Source organism: Streptomyces sp. NPDC059785, from assembly GCF_042732375.1.
GTDB lineage: Bacteria > Actinomycetota > Actinomycetes > Streptomycetales > Streptomycetaceae > Streptomyces.
Genome location: NZ_JBHWHV010000101.1, coordinates 1 through 20,121, shown reverse-complemented (window position 1 = coordinate 20,121; position 20,121 = coordinate 1). Strand labels below are relative to the sequence as shown.

The 20,121-nt window shown below is 72.2% G+C and carries 19 protein-coding genes; 14 read left to right on the top strand and 5 right to left on the bottom strand.

The window, feature by feature from the left end:
• Nucleotides 1–169 precede the first annotated feature (169 nt).
• The gene (locus ACFV6E_RS41200; RefSeq protein ID WP_385160373.1) at nt 170–1,885 is read left to right on the top strand and encodes a glycoside hydrolase family 43 protein; all 1,716 of its coding nucleotides are present in this window, start codon (nt 170–172) and stop codon (nt 1,883–1,885) included.
• Nucleotides 1,886–1,947: 62 nt separating this feature from the next.
• On the opposite strand, the gene ACFV6E_RS41195 is transcribed toward ACFV6E_RS41200, so the two are convergent.
• Nucleotides 1,948–2,376 carry a winged helix-turn-helix transcriptional regulator gene (locus ACFV6E_RS41195; RefSeq protein WP_385160375.1) on the bottom strand — a complete coding sequence of 143 codons (429 nt, stop codon included), beginning with the start codon at nt 2,374–2,376 and terminating at the stop codon, nt 1,948–1,950.
• A gap of 148 nt (nt 2,377–2,524) precedes the next feature.
• On the opposite strand from ACFV6E_RS41195, the gene ACFV6E_RS41190 reads away from it, so the two are divergent.
• On the top strand, nt 2,525–3,445 hold the full coding sequence (locus ACFV6E_RS41190) for an NADP-dependent oxidoreductase (RefSeq protein ID WP_385160377.1): 921 nt from the start codon (nt 2,525–2,527) through the stop codon (nt 3,443–3,445).
• A 95-nt stretch (nt 3,446–3,540) separates the two neighbouring features.
• On the opposite strand, the gene ACFV6E_RS41185 is transcribed toward ACFV6E_RS41190, so the two are convergent.
• Nucleotides 3,541–4,356 carry a DUF6597 domain-containing transcriptional factor gene (locus ACFV6E_RS41185; protein ID WP_385160379.1) on the bottom strand — a complete coding sequence of 272 codons (816 nt, stop codon included), beginning with the start codon at nt 4,354–4,356 and terminating at the stop codon, nt 3,541–3,543.
• A 245-nt stretch (nt 4,357–4,601) separates the two neighbouring features.
• Here ACFV6E_RS41185 and ACFV6E_RS41180 point away from each other — a divergent pair, with 245 nt between their 5' ends.
• Complete coding sequence (locus ACFV6E_RS41180; RefSeq protein ID WP_385160381.1) at nt 4,602–5,711, top strand: LLM class flavin-dependent oxidoreductase; 1,110 nt, start codon at nt 4,602–4,604, stop codon at nt 5,709–5,711.
• Nucleotides 5,711–6,430 carry a CE1759 family FMN reductase gene (locus ACFV6E_RS41175; RefSeq protein WP_385160383.1) on the top strand — a complete coding sequence of 240 codons (720 nt, stop codon included), beginning with the start codon at nt 5,711–5,713 and terminating at the stop codon, nt 6,428–6,430. The genes ACFV6E_RS41180 and ACFV6E_RS41175 overlap by 1 nt, the downstream gene beginning before the upstream one ends.
• Here ACFV6E_RS41175 and ACFV6E_RS41170 read toward each other — a convergent pair.
• Complete coding sequence (locus tag ACFV6E_RS41170; protein ID WP_385468817.1) at nt 6,407–7,672, bottom strand: glycosyltransferase family 4 protein; 1,266 nt, start codon at nt 7,670–7,672, stop codon at nt 6,407–6,409. The genes ACFV6E_RS41175 and ACFV6E_RS41170 overlap by 24 nt on opposite strands.
• Before the next feature lie 356 nt (nt 7,673–8,028).
• Here ACFV6E_RS41170 and ACFV6E_RS41165 point away from each other — a divergent pair, with 356 nt between their 5' ends.
• The 3 genes from ACFV6E_RS41165 to ACFV6E_RS41155 all read left to right on the top strand — a co-directional run bounded on the left by ACFV6E_RS41165 (nt 8,029) and on the right by ACFV6E_RS41155 (nt 10,748).
• Nucleotides 8,029–8,757, top strand: a complete 729-nt coding sequence (locus tag ACFV6E_RS41165) for a response regulator transcription factor (RefSeq protein WP_385160536.1) — start codon at nt 8,029–8,031, stop codon at nt 8,755–8,757.
• The gene (locus ACFV6E_RS41160; protein ID WP_385468814.1) at nt 8,758–10,284 is read left to right on the top strand and encodes an ATP-binding protein; all 1,527 of its coding nucleotides are present in this window, start codon (nt 8,758–8,760) and stop codon (nt 10,282–10,284) included. It abuts the gene before it with no gap.
• Nucleotides 10,285–10,373: 89 nt separating this feature from the next.
• A complete protein-coding gene (locus tag ACFV6E_RS41155; RefSeq protein ID WP_385468811.1) occupies nt 10,374–10,748 on the top strand; it encodes a hypothetical protein in 375 nt (124 codons plus the stop codon).
• 80 nt (nt 10,749–10,828) lie between these two features.
• On the opposite strand, the gene ACFV6E_RS41150 is transcribed toward ACFV6E_RS41155, so the two are convergent.
• Together ACFV6E_RS41150 and ACFV6E_RS41145 are read right to left on the bottom strand one after the other, a co-directional pair.
• Complete coding sequence (locus ACFV6E_RS41150) at nt 10,829–11,209, bottom strand: hypothetical protein (RefSeq protein WP_385160389.1); 381 nt, start codon at nt 11,207–11,209, stop codon at nt 10,829–10,831.
• 168 nt (nt 11,210–11,377) lie between these two features.
• Complete coding sequence (locus ACFV6E_RS41145; protein WP_385160391.1) at nt 11,378–12,061, bottom strand: hypothetical protein; 684 nt, start codon at nt 12,059–12,061, stop codon at nt 11,378–11,380.
• Nucleotides 12,062–12,200: 139 nt separating this feature from the next.
• On the opposite strand from ACFV6E_RS41145, the gene hemL reads away from it, so the two are divergent.
• From hemL to ccsB, 7 genes are all read left to right on the top strand, one after another.
• A complete protein-coding gene (hemL, locus tag ACFV6E_RS41140; protein WP_385468808.1) occupies nt 12,201–13,517 on the top strand; it encodes a glutamate-1-semialdehyde 2,1-aminomutase in 1,317 nt (438 codons plus the stop codon).
• A complete protein-coding gene (locus ACFV6E_RS41135) occupies nt 13,514–14,221 on the top strand; it encodes a histidine phosphatase family protein (RefSeq protein WP_385160395.1) in 708 nt (235 codons plus the stop codon). Before hemL ends, ACFV6E_RS41135 begins: the two co-directional genes overlap by 4 nt.
• A gap of 119 nt (nt 14,222–14,340) precedes the next feature.
• Nucleotides 14,341–15,603, top strand: a complete 1,263-nt coding sequence (locus ACFV6E_RS41130; protein ID WP_385160397.1) for a hypothetical protein — start codon at nt 14,341–14,343, stop codon at nt 15,601–15,603.
• 67 nt (nt 15,604–15,670) lie between these two features.
• Nucleotides 15,671–16,324, top strand: coding sequence for a TlpA family protein disulfide reductase (locus tag ACFV6E_RS41125; RefSeq protein WP_385468805.1), 654 nt, complete (start codon nt 15,671–15,673; stop codon nt 16,322–16,324).
• Nucleotides 16,325–16,344: 20 nt separating this feature from the next.
• The gene (locus ACFV6E_RS41120) at nt 16,345–17,106 is read left to right on the top strand and encodes a cytochrome c biogenesis CcdA family protein (RefSeq protein ID WP_385160538.1); all 762 of its coding nucleotides are present in this window, start codon (nt 16,345–16,347) and stop codon (nt 17,104–17,106) included.
• Nucleotides 17,107–17,169: 63 nt separating this feature from the next.
• Nucleotides 17,170–18,987, top strand: a complete 1,818-nt coding sequence (locus ACFV6E_RS41115) for a cytochrome c biogenesis protein ResB (RefSeq protein ID WP_385468802.1) — start codon at nt 17,170–17,172, stop codon at nt 18,985–18,987.
• Entirely contained in the window at nt 18,984–20,063 is a 1,080-nt protein-coding gene (ccsB, locus tag ACFV6E_RS41110) for a c-type cytochrome biogenesis protein CcsB (RefSeq protein ID WP_385468799.1), read from the top strand. Before ACFV6E_RS41115 ends, ccsB begins: the two co-directional genes overlap by 4 nt.
• Nucleotides 20,064–20,121: the final 58 nt, after the last annotated feature.

Genomic DNA, 20,121 nt, shown 5'->3' with positions numbered 1-20,121 from the left:
GCTTCAGGGTGGCGACCGGTCGCCACCCTGAAGCAGGCCGGGGAAGCGCGCCCCCTGGGCGGCCAGTCGCACACGGCCCGTGCGCGTGGATCGCACGTTCCGTGGGCCGCCGGCCATTGCGTGCGAACGTGTTCGACACTACGGTCCTCGTTCGGTCGGTCGTCGCTCGATGACCGGCCCTCACAACGGGGAGGGATACGTGCAGGACGCCGCGCGGGTCATCCGTAATCCGGTGCTGCCAGGTTCGCATCCCGACCCGTCCGTGGTGCGGGTGGGCGACGACTTCTACGTCGCCACGTCGACCTTCGAGTGGTACCCGGGGGTCCGGCTGCACCACTCGCGGGACCTGGTGGACTGGCGGCCGCTCGGCGGCGTGCTCGACAGCGCGCGGCTGCTCGACCTCACCGGCTGCCCCGACTCGGGCGGCGTGTGGGCGCCCAACCTGTCCTACGCGGACGGCCTGTTCCACCTGGTCTTCAGCAACGTCTCCACCTACGCGGCGGGCTTCACCGACGCCCCGAACTACCTGGTCACCGCCGCTTCCCCGGACGGCCCCTGGTCCGACCCGGTCCCTCTGCACGCCCGCGGCTTCGACGCCTCCCTCTTCCACGACGTTCGCGACGGTCACGACGGTCCGGAGAGTTGGCTGCTGAACGTGGTCCACGACTGGCGTCCGGGGCACGGCGGTTCGGCCGGTCTGGAGGCGACCCGCTACGACCGCGCCGCGCGCCGCCTGACCGGCGACCCCGTCCGCATCGCCCTGCCGCAGGGCGCCGACTGGATCGAGGGCCCGAACCTCTACCGGCGCGGCTCCTGGTACTACCTGCTCACCGCCGACGGCGGCACCGGCTACGGCCACCAGGTCACCGTCGCCCGCGCCCGCACCCTGACCGGCCCGTACGAGCGCGACCCGCACGGTCCGCTGATCACCGCCCGCGACCACCCGGACCTGCCGTTGCAGAAGGCCGGGCACGGCAGCCTGGTGCGGACGCCCGGCGGTCAGTGGTACCTGGCGTACCTCGTCGCCCGGCCGCACGGCCGCCACGGCCCCTGCGTCCTCGGCCGGGAGACCGCGCTGGCCCCGGTGACCTGGACGCCCGACGACTGGCCGCGCGTCCCCACCGGCCTGCCTGCCCTGGAGATCCCCGCCCCGGACCTGCCGGCGGCGGCGCCCGCCCCGGACCTGCCGGCGGAGGTGTCCGCCCCGGACCTGCCGGCGGAGGTGTCCGCCGGTCCGCCGGCCGTCGACGGGCGGGACGGGTTCGACCGCCCGGTGCTCGGACCCGAGTGGTCCACGCTGCGCCGTCCCGCCGCGCCCGACTGGCTCGACCTCACGGCGCGCCCCTCCCACCTGCGCCTGCACGGCGGCCGTTCCCCGCAGAGCCTGACCGGCCCCAGCCTGGTCGCCCGCCGGGTGACGGCGCCCGGCTTCGCCTTCGAGGCGACGGTGGAGTACCGGCCGCGCTCCTTCCAGCACCTGGCCGGGATCACCGCGTACTACAACACCCGCAACTGGTACTTCCTGCACGTCACCGCAGACGACCAGGGGCGGGCGGTGCTGCGGGTGGCGGGCTGCGACCGCGGGGTGCTCACCGTCGACGAGGCCGGAGAGGAACAGCTCGGCGACGTACGGCGGCTGCGGCTCGGCCTCGACATCGAGGGCGCCGCGCTGCGCTTCCGCTACGACGTCGGCGACGGGTTCCGCCCCTTCGGCCCGGCGCTCGACGCGACCGTGCTGTCCGACGAGCACGCGGCCGAGTCCGAGGACGCCGGGATCCGCGCCATGGGCTTCACCGGCGCGTTCGCGGGCCTGTGGGCCTGGGACCTGACCGGGGGCGGGCGGTACGCCGACTTCGACGAGGCGAGCGCCCGCGCCCTCGGCTGAGTCCGCGGCCGCCGCCCGCGCCCTCGGGTGAGCCCCGGGGCCGTGGCCTGGGTGCCGTCGCCCTACGACGCCCGCTCCACCTGCCCCACCTGCTCCGCCTGCTCGTCGTACTGCTCCCGCGCCTCGTTGACCTCCTCGATGTGCAGCTCCGCCCAGTCCTTCACGGCGACGAGGAGGAGGGCGAGGCTGGTGCCGAGGCCGGTGAGCTCGTAGTCGACGCGGACCGGCACGGACGGGGTCACGGTGCGGCCGACGATGCCGTCCCGCTCCAGCGAACGCAGCGTCTGCGTCAGCATCTTGGGGCTGACGCCCGCGATCTTGCGGCCGAGGTCGCTGTAGCGCAGCGGGCCCCCGGCGAGCGCGGCCACGACCAGGCTGACCCATTTGTCGCTGATGCGGCTCAGCAGCTGGTTGGTGGGACAGCCCTTCAGGAACGCGTCGTACTCGACGCGTGCCTGCTCGCGCCGCTGGGCCGCCGTCGTGGTCGCCATGACTCACCTCCGGGTGACGTACGCACCTTCAGGTGCCTACTTACCAGCAGATAGTAGCTCTTCCTAGGGTTGCTGCTGCGGGTCGGAAACCCGCACAGACGCAGGAACTCCTGCGTGACCGGGCAGTTCGTGAAAAGGGAGAGCTGGCATGCGTGCAGCGGTGGTGACGTCCTTCGGCGGTCCCGAGGCCGTGCGGATCGTCGAGACGGAGGTGCCCGAGCCGGGCGCCGGGCAGGTGCGGATCAAGGTGGCGGCCGCCACCCTGAACCCGGTCGACGCGGGCGTCCGCGCGGGCGCCTTCGGCGGCGAGGGCCGGCGCCTCGGCCTCGGCTGGGAACTGGCCGGGACGGTCGACGCGGTGGGCCCGGAGGGCAAGGAGGAGAAGGAGGAGAAGGAGGAGAAGGGGCGGTGGGCCGTCGGTGACGAGGTGGTTGCCCTGGCGCACGGTCCCCTCAAGGACCTGGGCGCGCACGCCGAGTACGTGGTCGTGGACGCGGGCGCGGTCGCCCCGGCGCCCGCTTCGGTGGACGCGGTCCACGCGGCGTCGCTGCCCCTGAACGCCCTGTCCGCCGACCAGGCCCTCGACGCGCTGGACCTGAAGCCCGGCGCGAGCCTGCTCGTGACGGGTGCGGCGGGCGCGGTCGGCGGTTACGCGATCGAGCTCGCCGTCCGGCGCGGCATCGAGGTGACCGGTCTGGCCCGCCCGGCCGACGAGGAGCTGGTCCGGTCCCTGGGGGCCCGCTTCGTCTCCGGCGCCGTCGGGCCGGGCGGCTACGACGCGGTCCTGGACGCGGCGGTGCTCGGCGCCACGGCGCTTCGGTGGGTGCGGGACGGCGGGTCGTACATCGGCCTCATCCCGCAGGCGCATCCCGCCGCCGAGCGGGGCGTGCGGACGGACTCGATAGAGGTACGGGCCGACGGCGCGCGGCTGGGCCAGCTGGTGGCGCTCGTCGACGAGGGGGTGCTGACCACGCGGGTCGCCGGGACGTACGCCCTGGACGACGCGGCCCGCGCGCACGAACGGCTCGCGGAGGGCGGGGTGCGCGGGCGGCTGGTCCTCGTCCCCTGAGGCCCGGCGTCACCTGTTCCCTTGAGGCCCGGTGCCATCCGGTCCCCTGTGGTTCGGTGCCGTTCGGTGCCGAGGAACGACGAAGACCGCGGCGGTCACGGTCGTCGTGCCGCGTCGGCGTAGGCCGTCGGCGGCACCCCGACCGTCGCCGTGAAGTCGCGGACCAGATGGGCCTGGTCCGCGTAACCGAGGTCGGCGGCGAGGGCCGCCCAGTCCACCTCCCTGGCTCTCTCGGCGCGCTCCAAAGCCTCGTGGATGCGGTAGCGCAGGATGATCCACTTGGGTCCCACGCCGACGTACCCGGAGAAGAGGCGTTGCAAGGCGCGGACGGTCGTCCCCTCGGCGCGGGCGAAGTCCGCGACGCGGCGGATGGTCCGGTCGTGCCGGATGCGGTCGACCAGCGCCATCGCCAGTCCGGCGCGCGGGTCCGGCTCGGGGCAAAGGCCCAGCAGATACGCGTCGAGGGCGGCCACGCGCGCGTGCTCGTCGTCCGGGCCGAGCACGGCCTCGGCGGTCCCTTCGGCGGCCGGGAGCACGGTGTGCAGCGGGACTTGAAGGCCCGTGAGGGAGGCCGGCGCCCGCCCCGGCGCGAACGGGCGGAAGCCGCCGGGCCGGAACTGCACCCCGCACACCCGCCCCCGCCCCGCCAGCTTCTGTGTGAACAGCCCGAGCCCGACCCCCGCCACCTCGCCGAAGGGCGCACGGTCGGGGAAGTGCTGGAAGACGATGTTCACGCTCGGATGCGGGACGACGTGCGAGGCGTACGGCTCCGGGAGGTCCCAGTCGATCAGCCAGTAGTGCTCCAGGTAGGGGCGGAGCGGCGCGGCCGGCTCGTGGCGGCGGAAGCGCACGCGCGCGAGAAGCTCCGAGGGGTCGACGATGCCTCGGGTGTCAGGGCGTGGGGCGGCCATACGGGGATCGTAGGACGGGGCACTGACAAGGGCGGTGGGCGCGCATCGGCGCGGGCGGTGTGCCCGTACTGACACGGCTGGTGTGCGCGCGGGCGAGGTGTCGTCGAGTGGGTGGGCCGCCCGGTGGGTGGTCGCAGGGTACTCGGGGCGGGGGTCCGCTGGGCCGAGTAGGCGGAATACGGGGAGGTGCCGGGCCGTTTGCGGGTATAGTTGAATCGTAAACAACCTGCGGAGGGTGAGCGACCATGCAGTTCGGGATCTTCAGCGTCGGTGACGTCACGCCGGATCCGACGACCGGGCGGACGCCGAGCGAGGGCGAGCGCATCAAGGCCATGGTCGCCATCGCGCAGAAGGCCGAGGAGGTCGGCCTGGACGTGTTCGCGACCGGCGAGCACCACAACCCGCCGTTCGTGCCGTCGTCGCCGACCACGATGCTGGGCTATATCGCGGCCCGCACCGAGCGGCTGATCCTGTCCACGTCCACCACGCTGATCACGACGAACGACCCGGTGAAGATCGCCGAGGACTTCGCGATGTTGCAGCACCTGGCGGACGGGCGGATGGATGTGATGATGGGCCGGGGCAACACCGGTCCGGTGTATCCGTGGTTCGGCAAGGACATCCGCGAGGGGATCAACCTGGCGGTGGAGAACTACGCGCTGCTGCACCGGCTGTGGCGTGAGGACACGGTGACGTGGAAGGGCAAGTTCCGGACGCCGTTGCAGTCGTTCACCTCGACGCCGCGGCCGCTGGACGGGGTGGCGCCGTTCGTGTGGCACGGCTCGATCCGCTCTCCGGAGATCGCCGAGCAGGCCGCCTATTACGGCGACGGGTTCTTCCACAACAACATCTTCTGGCCGGCCGACCACACGAAGCGGATGGTGGAGCTGTACCGGGCCCGGTACGCGCATTACGGGCACGGCACGGCGGAGCAGGCGATCGTGGGGCTGGGCGGGCAGGTGTTCATGCGGCGCAATTCGCAGGACGCGGTGCGGGAGTTCCGGCCGTATTTCGACAATGCGCCGGTGTACGGGCACGGGCCGTCGCTGGAGGAGTTCACCGAGCAGACGCCGCTGACGGTGGGCTCGCCGCAGCAGGTGATCGAGAAGACGCTGTCGTTCCGGGAGTACGCGGGCGACTACCAGCGGCAGTTGTTCCTGATGGACCATGCGGGGCTGCCGCTGAAGACGGTCCTGGAGCAGCTGGACCTGCTGGGTGAGGAGGTCGTGCCGGTGCTGCGGGCGGAGTTCGCCAAGAACCGCCCGGCGGGTGTGCCGGACGCGCCGACCCACGCGGCCCGCGTCGCCGCCGCCCAGGACGGGGACAACAGGGGTACCGAGGAGGTGACCGTGTGATGAGGCTGGTCGTCGTCTCCGCGGGGCTGAGCGTGCCGTCCTCCACCCGGCTGCTGGCCGACCGGCTGGCCGCCGCGGCCGCCGGGCGGACCGGGGCGGAGGTGGAGGTCGTCGAACTGCGCGACCTCGCCGTGGAGATCGCGCACAACTTCACCAACGGGTTCCCGGGCCGGGCGCTCGGCGCCGCGATCGACACGGTGAAGGCGGCGGACGGCCTGATCGTCGTCACGCCGGTCTTCTCCGCCTCGTACAGCGGGCTGTTCAAGTCCTTCTTCGACGTGCTGAGCGCCGGGGACGCGGACGCGCTGGCGGGCAAGCCGGTGCTGATCGCGGCGACCGCGGGCACGGCCCGGCACTCGCTCGTCCTGGACCACGCCCTGCGCCCGCTCTTCGCCTACCTGCGGTCCGTGGTCGTACCGACCGGCGTCTTCGCGGCGTCGGAGGACTGGGGCGCGGACGGCCTGGCCGACCGGATCGACAGGGCGGCGGGGGAGCTGGCGGTGCTGATGGGGGCGGGCGCGGGGGCGTCCGCTCCGGCGGTCGCTGGTGCGGTGGCCTCCGGTGCGGCTTCCGCGCCCGGGGCTCCCGCTCCGGCGGGCGCCGGTCCCGAAGAGCCCGCGGTACCCGCGGCCCCCACCTCACCCGAAGCAGCCCCCGTACCCCCCATAACCCCCGTAACCCCCTTCGCCGAGCGGCTAGCCGCCCTGCGGGTGGAGTAGGTCGCGGTGGGGTCGGCCGGGCAGTCGGCGGCGGAGTGAACGGAGCTGGCGGCGGGCCCAGTTGACCGCGCGGTCGCGTTCGCGGGACCAGGCGCGCCGGTGCCGGGTGGCGCGCAGCTCGGCGAAGAGCAGCTCGTAACGGGCGACGATGCCCGCCGCGTCGAAGCGGTGGGCGCTCTCCAGGGCCGCCTGCCCCATCGCGCGGCGCCGCGTCCCGTCGCCGACGAGGTCGAGCATCGCGTCGGCGAGCGCGCGGGCGTCGCCGACCGGGACGAGCCGGCCGTCGACCCCGTCGGTGACGATCTCCGCGGGCCCCAGCGGACAGTCCGTGCTGATCACCGGCACCCCGCACCGCATCGCCTCGGCCAGCGTCATCCCGAACGACTCCGCGTCCGACGCGCTGACCACCAGCGACGCCTTGGCGAACTCCGCCTCGATGGGGGTGACCGGCCCCATCAGCCGGGCCCGCCCGGCGAGCCCGAGCCCGTCGGCCAGGCTTTGCAGGTGTTCCTTCTCGGCTCCGCCGCCGTAGATCCGCAGCTCCCAGTCGGGGACCTTGGCGGCGACCGCGGAGAACGCCTCGAGCAGCAGGTCGAAGCGTTTGCCGGGGACCAGCCGGCCCGCCGCCGCGATCACCGTCGAGCGGCCGTCGGACGGGGCCACCCCCGCTTCCGGGACGATGTTCGGCACCGGCACCACCCGCACCCCCGGCAGCGTCATCCGCGTCCGGTAGACCTCGGCGTCCGCCGCCGTCACCGTGACGACCGCGTCCAGGCCGCGGTAGTGCCGGGCGAGCACCGCGCGCAGACGCTTGCCGTGGGCGTCGTGGCTCAGGTGCTCCTGGCCGACCCGCAGCGCGCGGCGCGGGGCGAACCGGGAGACGTACACGTTGATGCCGGGGCGGGTGCCGATCACCACGTCCGCGTCGCAGCGGGCCAGGTAGTCGCGCGCGCGCAGGTCGGTGAGGCGGGAGTACTGCCGGTGGCGCCGGTCCTCGGCGGGGAAGTCCGTGGCGGGCCGCGCGTACTCGGGGCGGTCCAGGTCCGCGCTGCCGTCCCGGGTGTCCACGAGCGGTACGAGCGCGATGCGCGGGTCGACGTCGAAGCGGGGGTGCCGCCGGTGCCGGGACATGGAGACGATCTCCACGTCGTGCCGGCCGGCCAGCGCGGCGGCCAGGTTCAGGGTCGTACGGACGGTGCCGCCGATCGCGTACGCGTTGTGCAGCAGGAACACGATCTTCAGTCGTCCCGCTCGTGCCGCTCGTCCGGCGCGCTCGGCTCGTTCTGCTTGTCCGGCGCGTGCTCCGCGCGGCAGGTGCGCGGCGTCGCTCCGCACAGGCTTCATGGGCTCCATGCCCTTCGTACGCTCCCTACCCGTCGTGCCGTTCATGTACTGCCTTTCCCGGCGCGGTACCGGCATGCCCCCGCCACCTCGTCCGGGTGTCCCCGGGCGCGCGGCCCACTCCGGCTCACCCTGGCCCGGTCAGGTAAGCCGATGGACCGGCCGGGGTGAGATCCGGGTAAGAAGCCGGCCCGCACACGTGCTCGGCGAGCGGTCCGCGGCCACGGTCTTGGCAGACTGGCCGGGTGCACCGGAACCTGCTGCTCGCCGAGGACGACCGCGCCATCCGTCATGCCCTGGAACGCGCGCTGACGCTGGAGGGTTACGAGGTGACGGCCGTCGCCGACGGCGTGCAGGCGCTGGCCCAGGCCCACCGCAACCCGCCGGACGTGCTCGTCCTCGACGTGATGATGCCGGGGGTCGACGGGCTCCAGGTCTGCCGGGTGCTGCGCGCGGAGGGCGACCGTACGCCGATCCTGATGCTGACCGCGCTGGTCGAGACCGCCGACCGGATCGCGGGACTCGACGCGGGCGCCGACGACTACGTGGTCAAGCCGTTCGACGTCGAGGAGGTCTTCGCCCGGCTCCGCGCGCTGCTGCGCCGCACCGGGAAGAACGGCCGGGGCGGCGACCCCTCGGCGGCCGCCGGCGACGCGGTGGGGACCGGGCCGCAGCAGCCGCCGCTCGGGCAGGTCGCCGCCGCCGGGCTGCTCGTCGACGCGCAGGCCCGCCGCGCCTGGCGCGGCGCACGCGAACTGGAGCTGACCCGCACCGAGTTCGAACTCCTCGAACTCCTCGTCCGCAACGCGGGCATCGTCCTCGACCACGCCACGATCTACGACCGCATCTGGGGTTACGACTTCGGCCCCGGCTCCAAGAACCTCGCCGTCTACGTGGGGTATCTGCGGCGCAAGCTCGACGAGCCGGGATCACCGGCACCCATCCAGACGGTCCGGGGCGTGGGGTACGTACTGAGGGAGGACTGAGTGCCCCGCGCGCCCCTCCAACGCCCCGGCCTCCGGCGCCTGCCCTCGCTCGAACCCCTCCGGCGCCTCTCCTCGCTCCGGGCGACCTTCACCGTCTCGTTCGCGGCCGTGGCGGCGGTCGTCACCGTCCTCGTCGGCTTCCTGAGCTACGACGCGGCGGCCCGGCTGGTCCGGGTCGACCAGCAGACCGTCTTCGCCGAGGTGGTCAGGGACCTGCGCGAGGAGGTGCGGGCGCATCCGCTGACGGCGGACGACTTCGCCACCTCCGACCCCGACCGGGACGGTCCGCGCGAGGACATCATCCGGGCCGGGCGCACCGATGTGCAGGTGCTCGGCCCGGACGGCGAGGTGGCCGACCGGGGGAGTCCGCCGCTGCCCGTCGACGCGGGCGAACGGGGGATCGCCGAGTCCGCGGCGGCGGGCCGCCTCCTGGAACGCGACGTGGTCGAGGTCGGTGACGACCGCTACCGGCTCGCGACCGTCTCGCTGGGCGGCGGGCGGGGCGCGGTGCAGGTCGCCCAGCAGTTCAGCGACACGGAGGACCTGCTGCGGCAGCTCCAGCGGCGCACCGTGCTGCTGGTCGCGGCCGTGGTGATCGCCGCCGGGGTGTTCGGCTGGTGGCTGGCGCGGCGGATCACCCGGCGGCTGGTGCGGCTCGCGGGGGCCGCGGAGGACGTGGCGCGCACCGGGCGGCTCGGCGTGCAGGTGCCGGTCACCGGGAACGACGAGGTGGCCCGCGTCGGCCGGTCCTTCGACCGGATGCTCGGCCGGCTCGCCCGGTCCGAGGAGGACCAGCGCCGCCTGGTCCAGGACGCCGGACACGAACTCCGTACGCCGCTGACGTCCCTGCGGACGAACATCTCCATGCTGCGCCGCATCGACGAACTGCCGCCCGCCGCCCGCGAGGAGCTGGTCGCCGACCTGGCTCTGGAGTCACGCGAACTGACCGACCTGGTCAACGAGCTGGTCGACCTGGCGGCGGGCCAGTCCGACACGGAACCGGTGCGGCCCCTGGACCTCGGCGCGCTCGCCGAGGAGGTGGCCGTCCTCGGCCGCCGCCGCACCGGCCGCGACATCACCGTCCGGGTGAGCGGCGACACCGGCGTCAACGGCCGCCCGTCGGCCCTCCAGCGGGCGATGTCGAACCTGGTCGAGAACGCAGCCAAGTTCGACACCGGGGGAACGGCCCCGATCGAGATCGCGGTGACGGGCGGGGCCGCGGGGGCCGGTACCGGCACCGGCGTCACCGCTGGAGAGGCTTCGGGCGACTCGCACGGCGGCGGGGTGCGGGTCGAGGTGCGCGACCGTGGCCCGGGCATCGCCGACGCCGACCGGTCCCGTATCTTCGACCGCTTCTACCGCGCCGCCGACGCCCGCAGCCGCCCCGGCTCCGGCCTCGGCCTCTCCATCGTCCGGGAGGTCGCCACGTCCCACGGCGGCACACCGTTCGCCGGCCACCGGGACGGCGGAGGCGCGGTGATCGGCTTCACGGTGCGGACTTCGGGACCGGACGGGGAGAACGGTTGAGGACGGATGAGGACCGTACCGGCCGGGGGCGGGCACGGTGTCGCTCAGCCGAGTCCTGAACCGGGAGGGGCTGATTAGAATCCGCACTCATGTCGAACCCTGACGAACTGCTCACGGGAATCGCCACCGTGGTGGAGTCCGAGCGAAACACTCAGATGCCGCTGACCGTCGTCTGCGGCGGTGCCGTCATCACCGGCCGGCTGGCTCCCGAGAGGGTCTGGAGACAGCGCGTGGCGGAGGTCCTGGACGACTCGGACGACCTGGGCCCGTTCGCCGGCGTCTTCACCGACACGGACACGGACCGCCCGGAGACCGCGGCCGTCCCGCCCACCCACCTCCACTTCCACGTGGCCCGCATCCTCCAGGGCAGCATGGGCCTCCCGGAGACCGGCGGCATGTACCGCGTCGCCATCGCCGACGTGACCGCCTGGACGGTGGGCGACCTGAGCTACTCGGACGGCTGACACGCAAGGGCCGGTCCCGTGACCCGACGGGACCGGCCCCTGACGTGAGGGATCAGACGTGACCGATCGGACGTGACCGGTCAGGGGTGCGCGATGTCGGTGACGACCTGCTCGTACCGCTGGACGTTCGCGGTGAAGGTCCGGCTCGGGTACTGGGCGCGCAGGCGGACCAGGGCCGCGTCGACGAAGGCCCACATGTCGCCGGGGTCGGAGTGGGACGGGAAGGTGGCGGCGACCAGGTTCTCGCCGTCCTCGTTGCGCACGTACGCCTCGTACTTCTGCTCTTCCGTGGTGACGGCCATGACGGTGTCGCCCTCCTGGTCGGCCGCGCGCAGGGTGTCCCCACCCGGGCCGGCTGCGGTGTCGGCGGCCTCGGCCGGTCCCGCCGTGGTCAGGAACGCCGCCGTCGCGGCCGTGCCCGCGGCGGCACCCAGTACTGATCTCCGGGATACTTCTGGCACAGGTCTCCCCCTCCTGTCGGCACCCTCCTGCCGAGAGGCCGGGGCCGACCCTACAGACAAGATCCGCCCGTGGCGGGGGAGTCGGCGAACACCGCGGATCATGCGAGGGCGGGGCCCGTGAGCCCCGCCCGGTGCGTGCGTGCCCCCTCGGTCAGGGGGCCAGGCCGGTCAGGGCCACACCAGGCAGTACGGCTGGTGGCCCGCCTCGTGCAGGCGGTGGCTGAAGTCCTGCCACTCGTGCAGCAGTTGGTACACGTTGAACGCGTCGCGCGGGCCGCCGCGGTCCGGGACCGTGGACCAGATGAAGGCGGCGGCGCCCACCGCCTCCTCGCCGACGCCGCGCAGCGGGTCGACGACGGTCATGGGGAGCTTGACGACGGCGTAGTCGGGGTGGAGGACGACCAGTTCGAGGGGCGGGACCCGGTGCAGGGGTACGCCCTCGATGCCGGTGAGCACCATCGCGGCCATCGTCTCCGGCTTGATCTTGGTGAACATGCCGCCCATGCCGAGCTCGTCGCCGCCGAGTTCTTCGGGGCGCATCGAGATCGGGACCCGGGCCGCCGTGGCGCCGTCGGGCGCGCCGAAGTATTTGTACGTCACCCCCACCCGGCCACCATTCCCGCTCCCTGCCCCGAGCCGGTCCGCCCTGCGATCCATCCGGTCCGCCCTGCGATCCATGAAGTCCATACCGTCCGTACGGGCGGACGGCTCGATTCGCTCAGGCTCACCCTGAGAACCCTGCGTCTGGCGTGCCCCTGCCGCTTCCTCCGCGTCGCGCCGGTGCCTGCCCCGCCGGGCACGCCGAGGACCGAGGTCGTCGGTCCCCTCGCCCAGTCCGCCACCGCGATGCATATCTCCACCCGACTGCTTTTCTAGGCCGCGCGACCCCCGCGGCGCAACCCGATCATCGTGTCAGTGACCTCCCCCACGGCCGCTCGCCGAAACGTGGGTTGAAACACCTGTCCGCAGGTTCTCCGCGGCCTCTGACACCATGGCTTGTGTGAGCTATCCGTTCGAAGCCCCAGTTTCGCAGACTCTTTTCGACCGTGCGGCTGCCGTCACGCCCGGCGGCGTGAACTCTCCCGTGCGCGCCTTCGGCGCGGTGGGCGGCACGCCTCGCTTCATGGTGTCGGGCGACGGTCCCTATCTGACCGACGCCGACGGGAGGGAGTACGTCGACCTCGTTTGTTCCTGGGGGCCGATGATCCTCGGGCACTCGCGGCCCGAGGTCGTCGCCGCCGTGCAGGAGGCCGTCGCGCGCGGCACCTCCTTCGGTACGCCGGGTGAGGGCGAGGTCGTGCTCGCCGAGGAGATCGTCGCGCGCGTGGCGCCCGTCGAGCAGGTTCGGCTGGTCTCCAGCGGTACCGAGGCGACCATGTCGGCCATCCGGCTGGCGCGCGGGTTCACGCGGCGCGCCAAGGTGATCAAGTTCGCCGGGTGCTACCACGGGCACGTCGACTCGCTGCTGGCCTCGGCGGGCAGCGGCGTGGCGACGTTCGCGCTCCCTGACACCCCGGGCGTCACGGGTGCGCAGGCCGGGGACACCATCGTCCTGCCGTACAACGATCTGGACGCCGTGCGGGCCGCCTTCGGGGCGCACCCCGGGGAGATCGCCTGTGTGATCACGGAGGCGTCGCCCGGGAACATGGGCGTGGTGCCGCCGCTGCCCGGGTTCAACCAGGGGCTCAAGGACGTCTGCGCCGAGAACGGCGCGCTCTACATCTCCGACGAGGTCATGACCGGCTTCCGTACCAGCCGGGCCGGCTGGTACGGCGTGGACGGGGTCCGGCCGGACCTGATGACCTTCGGCAAGGTCATGGGTGGCGGCTTCCCGGCCGCCGCCTTCGGCGGGCGGGCGGACGTCATGGGCCACCTCGCGCCGGCCGGTCCGGTCTACCAGGCGGGCACCCTGTCGGGTAACCCGGTGGCGACCGCCGCGGGCATCGCGCAGCTCCGGCTCCTGGACGACGCGGCGTACGAAAAGGTCGACGCGGTGTCCCTGGAGGTCCGCACGCTGGTGTCGCAGGCGCTGGCCAAGGAGGGCGTGGCGCACCGGGTGCAGAACGCCTCCAACATGTTCTCGGTCTTCTTCACCGAGGACGAGGTGCGGAACTACGCGGACGCGAAGGCGCAGGAGTCCTTCCGGTTCATCGCCTTCTTCCACTCGATGCTCGCGCAGGGCGTGTATCTGCCGCCGTCGTCGTTCGAGTCGTGGTTCGTGTCCACGGCGCACGACGAGCGGGCGGTGCAGCGGATCGCCGACGCCCTTCCGGCGGCGGCCCGGGCGGCGGCGGAGGCCACGGCATGAGCGGTACGGGAGCAGGGGCGGCGGGCGGGGACATCACCGTCGTCCACGTGATGCGGCACGGCGAGGTGGAGAACCCGGACGGGGTCCTGTACGGGCGGCTGGCCGGGTACCACCTGTCGGAGCTGGGGCGGCAGATGGCCGAGCGGGTCGCCGAGCACCTGTCCACGCGGGACGTCACGCACGTGGTGGCCTCGCCGCTGGAGCGGGCGCAGGAGACGGCGACGCCCATCGCCAAGGCGCACGGCCTGGACCTGGCGACGGACGAACGGCTCATCGAGGCCGAGAACGTGTTCCAGGGCAAGACCTTCGGCGTCGGGGACGGCGCGCTGCGCCGCCCGGAGAACTGGAAGCACCTGGTCAACCCGTTCAAGCCGTCCTGGGGCGAGCCGTACGTGCACCAGGTCGTGCGGATGATGGGTGCCATCGACGCGGCCCGGGACGCGGCGCGCGGGCACGAGGCGGTGTGCGTCTCCCACCAGTTGCCGATCTGGATCCTGCGGTCCTTCGTGGAGCGGCGGCGGCTGTGGCACGACCCGCGCAAGCGGCAGTGCACGCTCGCCTCACTGACCACCTTCACCTACCGCGGCGACAGAATCGTCTCGGTCGGTTACAGCGAGCCCGCGCGCGACCTGGTCCCCGCCCACCTGCTCGCCGGCGCCAAGCCGGCGAAGGGACAGGGCCAGGGCAAGGCGTACGGAGCGTAGTCCAGTACAAAATATTACAAATATGTACGAGTCCGGGTGAACCCCTGATCTTGTCGCGCCCTCTCACCAGGTGCCGGCTGTGCGCCGGCTGAGAGGGCACGACGAGAACAGGGGTCGGAATGCGCCACATAGGGCGACGGGGAATGATCGGTCTCGGAGCGGGCGCGGCAGCGGGGCTCGGACTCGCGGCCTGCGGTCAACAGGACTCCGGAAGCAGCCCCGGCGGTTCCCGCGGCGGGCGGCCCGGCCCGAGCGGGAAGACGAAAGCCCCGGCCCGTCCGATCGGGGACGGGTCCACCGCCTTCACCGGCAAGCAGCCGGGACAGCCCGGCGAGCCGGAGGTGCTTCAGCCGGGACAGACCCCGCCGCAGTTCGTGGTCTTCTCCTGGGACGGCGCGGGCGAGGTCGGCACCGGTCTCTTCGACCGCTTCCTGAAGCTGGCCGAGGAGCACGAGGCGCACATGACGTTCTTCCTCTCCGGGCTCTATCTGCTGCCCGAGTCGAAGAAGCGCCTGTACGAACCGCCGAACAACGCGCGCGGCGCCTCCGACATCGGCTACCTCACCGACGAGCACATCAGGATGACGCTGAAGCTGGTGCGCCGGGCCTGGCTGGAGGGCCACGAGATCGGCACCCACTTCAACGGCCACTTCTGCGCCGGTTCCGGCTCGGTCGCCAACTGGACGCCCAAGCAGTGGGCCGACGAGATCGGCCAGGCGAAGTCCTTCGTCACCGAGTGGCGGACCAACACCGGCTGGACCGACCTGGAGCCGCTGCCCTTCGACTACGACAAGGAACTCGTCGGCGGCCGCACCCCGTGCCTGCTCGGCCAGGAGAACCTGCTGCCCACCGCCCGCGATCTCGGCTGGCGCTACGACGCCTCCTCGCCCGGCGGCCGGCAGCGCTGGCCGGAGCGGCGGCAGGGAATCTGGGACCTGCCGCTCCAGGCGGTCCCGTTCCCCGGGCGCGGCTTCGAGGTCCTGTCGATGGACTACAACATGCTCGCCAACCAGTCGGTGAACTCCACCAAGGCGCCCTCCTACAACTACCCGGCCTGGCGCGAGCAGTCCTCCGGCGCGTACATCGCCGGTTTCCAGCGGGCCTACGAGACCAACCGGGCCCCGCTCTTCATCGGCAACCACTTCGAGGAGTGGAACGGCGGCATCTACATGGACGCCGTCGAGAACGCCTTCAAGCACATCGCGCGCGAGAAGGAGAAGGGCGCGGACATCCGGCTCGTCTCCTTCCGGCAGTTCGTGGACTGGCTGGACGTCCAGCGCCCGGAGGTACTGGAGAAGCTTCAGTCCCTCGAGGTGGGCGAGAAGCCGGCCGGGGGCTGGAGGCGCTACCTCGGCGGCGACGGCGCCGAGAACGCCGCCTGAAGGCGGGGGCGACGCCCCCGGCGGGGGGTGCGCAAGATCCTCAGAACGGGCATGCGAAACTTTTCACATGAGTGCCGCCTGCCGCGCCCCCCAGCGCCACGACCGGACGAAGAAGCGCTCCGACCGGACGGACCGCACCCGCCGCCGCGCCGCCCTGCTCACCGCCGGTGCCGCCGTGGCGGCGCTCGTCCTGACCGCGTGCGGTTCCGGCGGGACCTCCGGCGGCTCGGGCGACACCAACTTCGTCACCGGCAAGAACGGTGTCGACACCGTCGCCAAGGGCGAGCGGACCGCCGCCCCCGACCTGTCCGGCAAGACCCTCGACGGCAAGCAGCTCGACGTCGCCGGCTACAAGGGCAAGGTCGTCGTCCTGAACATGTGGGGCTCCTGGTGCGCGCCCTGCCGGGCCGAGGCACCCAACCTGGTCAAGGTCTCCGAGGACCTCGCCGACCAGGGCGTGCAGTTCATCGGCATCAACACCCGCGACCCCGACGTCGGCCCGGCGAAGGCCTTCGAGAAGTCGTACGACGTGAAGTACCCGAGTCTGTACGACCCGACGGGGAAGCTGCTGCTCCGCTTCGAGAAGGGCACGCTCAACCCGCAGACGATCCCCTCCACCGTCGTCATCGACCGTGAGGGCAAGCTCGCCGCCCGGACGCTCCAGGCGCTCAGCGAGAAGAACCTGCGCAAGATGATCGCCCCGGTCCTCGCGGAGAAGTGACCGACGTGTCCCAGCTCGCGATGACCCTGGCCGAGGCCACCGGCCGCAACGAGACGGTCTACAGCGGAGCCCTGCTGCTCGCGCTGCCGATCGCCGTCCTCGGCGGCCTCGTCTCGTTCTTCTCCCCGTGCGTCCTCCCGCTCGTCCCGGGCTACCTCTCGTACGTCACCGGGGTCAGCGGCACGGACCTGGCGGACGCCAGACGGGGGCGGATGGTCGCGGGCGCGGCGCTGTTCGTGCTGGGCTTCACCGCCGTGTTCGTCTCCGGCGGCGCCCTGTTCGGCTACTTCGGCTCGACCCTGTACGAGTACCAGGGGACGCTGTCCAAGGTCCTCGGCGTGCTGATGATCGCCATGGGCGTGTTCTTCATGGGCCTGATGCCCTGGCTCACGCAGCGCGAGTTCCGCTTCCACAAGCGGCCGGTGGCCGGGCTGGTGGGCGCGCCGCTGCTCGGCGCGCTCTTCGGGATCGGCTGGACCCCGTGCATCGGCCCGACCCTCGCCTCCGTGCAGGCCCTCGCGTTCGACCAGGCGAGTGCCGGGCGGGGCGCCATACTGACGGTCGCGTACTGCGTCGGCCTGGGCGTGCCCTTCGTGCTCGCGGCGGTCGCCTTCAGGAAGGCGCTCGGCGCGTTCGGCTGGGTCAAGCGGCACTACGTCTGGGTGATGCGGGTGGGCGGCGGCATGATGATCGTGACCGGGCTGCTGCTGCTGACCGGCGCGTGGGACGCTCTCGTGCAGGAGATGCAGTCCTGGTCCAGCGGCTTCACGGTGGGGGTCTGAGCCATGGACAGAACCGAACCCGTAACCGACCGCCAGACCGAACCCGAGACCAAGACCGGTGCCATGAGCGCGTCCGAAACGAACACCCCCCGAACCGACCCCGCCGACCCCGCAGACCCCGCCGAGTCCGGTACGGACGGCGACCTCGGTGCCGCCGGATCCCAGCTCTCCACGGCCCCGCGCGAGGACGCCGTCCAGCTCCCCTCGCTCGGGGTGACCGGCTGGTTCCGCTGGTTCTGGCGGCAGCTCACCTCCATGCGGGTGGCGCTGATCCTGCTCTTCCTGCTCTCGCTCGGCGCGATCCCCGGCTCGCTGATCCCGCAGACCGGGACCGACGCCGCGAAGGTCGCCGAGTTCGAGGAGGCCCACACCACCCTCGGGCCGGTCTACGACAAGCTCGGCCTGTTCCACGTCTACAGCTCGGTGTGGTTCTCGGCGATCTACATCCTGCTGTTCGTCTCCCTCATCGGCTGCATCGTGCCGCGGACCTGGCAGTTCGTCGGGCAGCTGCGCAGCCGGCCGCCGGGCGCGCCCAAGCGGCTGACCCGGCTGCCCGCGTACACGACCTGGCGCACCGCGGCCACGCCCGAGGAGGTCCACGAGGCCGCCCTGAAGGTGCTGGGGCAGCGCCGCTTCCGCGCGCACCTGGCCCAGAACTCGGTCGCCGCCGAGAAGGGCTATCTGCGCGAGGCGGGCAACCTGCTCTTCCACGTCGCGCTGATCGTGATGCTGGTCGCCTTCGCCTGGGGCCAGCTCTTCAAGTCCGAGGGCAACAAGCTGATCGTCGAGGGCGACGGCTTCTCCAACACGATCGCGCAGTACGACGACTTCAAGTCCGGGAACCTGTTCACCACCGACGACCTGGTGCCGTTCAGCTTCGACCTGAAGAACTTCCGGGGCACCTACGAGCGGACCGGCCCCAACAAGGGCACCCCGCGCACCTACGCCGCCGACATGACCTACAGCGAGGGCGCCGACGGCAAGGAGAAGAAGACCACCGTCGAGGTCAACGAGCCGCTGGAGATCGGCGACGCCAAGGTCTACCTGGTCAGCCACGGCTACGCGCCCACCGTCACCGTCCGCGACGGCAAGGGCAAGGTCGTCTTCCACCAGGCCGTGCCGCTGCTGCCGATCGACTCCAACGTCACCTCGCAGGGCGCGATCAAGGTCCTCGACGGCTATACGAACGCGAAGGGCAAGAAGGAGCAGCTCGGCTTCTCCGCGTTCTTCGTGCCGACCTTCGCGGGCGCGGGCAAGGGCACGATGTTCTCCCAGTTCCCCGCGCTCGACTACCCGGTGCTCGCGCTGTCCGGCTACCACGGCAGCCTCGGCGTCGACTCGGGCATCCCGCAGAACGTGTACCAGCTCGACACCACGGAGCTGAAGCAGTTCAAGAACGCCAAGGGCAAGGTGGTCAAGGCGCGGCTGACGCCGGGCGAGACCATGAAGCTGCCGGACGGCGCCGGCTCGATCACGTTCGACAAGGACATCAAGGAATGGGCCGGCTTCCAGGTCGTCCAGGAGTCCGGCAGCGGCTGGGCGCTGGCCGGCGCGGTCGCGGCCATCCTCGGTCTGATCGGCTCGCTGTTCATCCAGCGCCGCCGGGTGTGGGTGCGCGCGACCACCGGCGAGGACGGCGTGACCGTCGTCGAGATGGCCGGGCTCGGCCGCAGCGAGTCCGCGAAGCTGCCCGAGGAGCTCGGCGACCTGGCCGGGCTGCTGTACGACCGGGCCCCGGGCGCACCTGACCCGGACCCGGACGCTCCCGCTCCGGACCCGGACGCTCCCGCTCCGGACGGTCCCGCTCCGGACACCCCCGACCCGAACGCCGTATCAGCATCCGCACCAGCATCTGCCGCCGAAGGGGCTGAGAAGCAGTGACTCTCGCCGCCGCAACGAACGAGAACCTCGCCAACGTCAGCAATACGCTGATCTACTCCGCGATGGCCGTCTACACCCTGGCCTTCTTCGCGTACATCGCCGAATGGCTCTTCGGCAGCCGCAGCAAGGTCGGCCGTACGGCCGCCGCGCTGACCGCGAAGAGCGCCGCGGGCGCTCCCGCTGTCACCGCGAAGTCGGCCGGCGGCACGACCGTGCTGGAGCGGCCCAAGGTCGTCGTCCGGGCCGCCGCCGGCTCCCGTGACGTCCCGGACGGTCCAGGGGCGCACGGCGGCGACGAGCAGGGCGACCTCTACGGCCGGATCGCGGTGTCCCTCACCGTGCTCGCCTTCCTGGTCGAGGCGGCCGGCGTGCTGGCCCGCGCCCTGTCGGTGCAGCGGGCGCCGTGGGGCAACATGTACGAGTTCAACATCACCTTCTCCACCGTCGCCGTCGGGGTGTACCTCACCCTGCTGGCGCTGAAGAAGAACGTCCGCTGGCTCGGCCTGTTCCTGATCACCACGGTCCTGCTCGACCTCGGTCTCGCCGTCACCGTGCTGTACACCGCCAGCGACCAGCTCGTCCCGGCCCTGCACTCGTACTGGCTGTACATCCACGTCTCGACGGCGATCTTCTGTGGCGCGGTCTTCTACGTGGGCGCGGTCTCCACGATCATGTACCTGTTCAAGGACTCGTACGAGAGCAAGCTCGCGAGCGGCGGCAAGCCCGGCCGGTTCGCGACCTCGGTCATGGAGCGGCTGCCCGCCTCGGCGTCCCTGGACAAGTTCTCCTACCGGGTGAACGCCGCCGTCTTCCCGCTGTGGACGTTCACGATCATCGCGGGCGCGATCTGGGCGGGCGACGCCTGGGGCCGCTACTGGGGCTGGGACCCCAAGGAGACCTGGGCGTTCATCACCTGGGCCGCCTACGCCGCCTATCTGCACGCCCGTGCCACGGCCGGCTGGAAGGGCCGCAAGGCCGCGTACATCGCGCTCATCGCCTTCGCCTGCTGGCTGTTCAACTACTACGGCGTCAACATCTTCGTGGGCGGCAAGCACTCCTACGCGAACGTGGGCTGACCACCGGGCGCACAACGGCACCACGGCGAAGGCCGGTTCCCCCGACTCGGATCGGGGG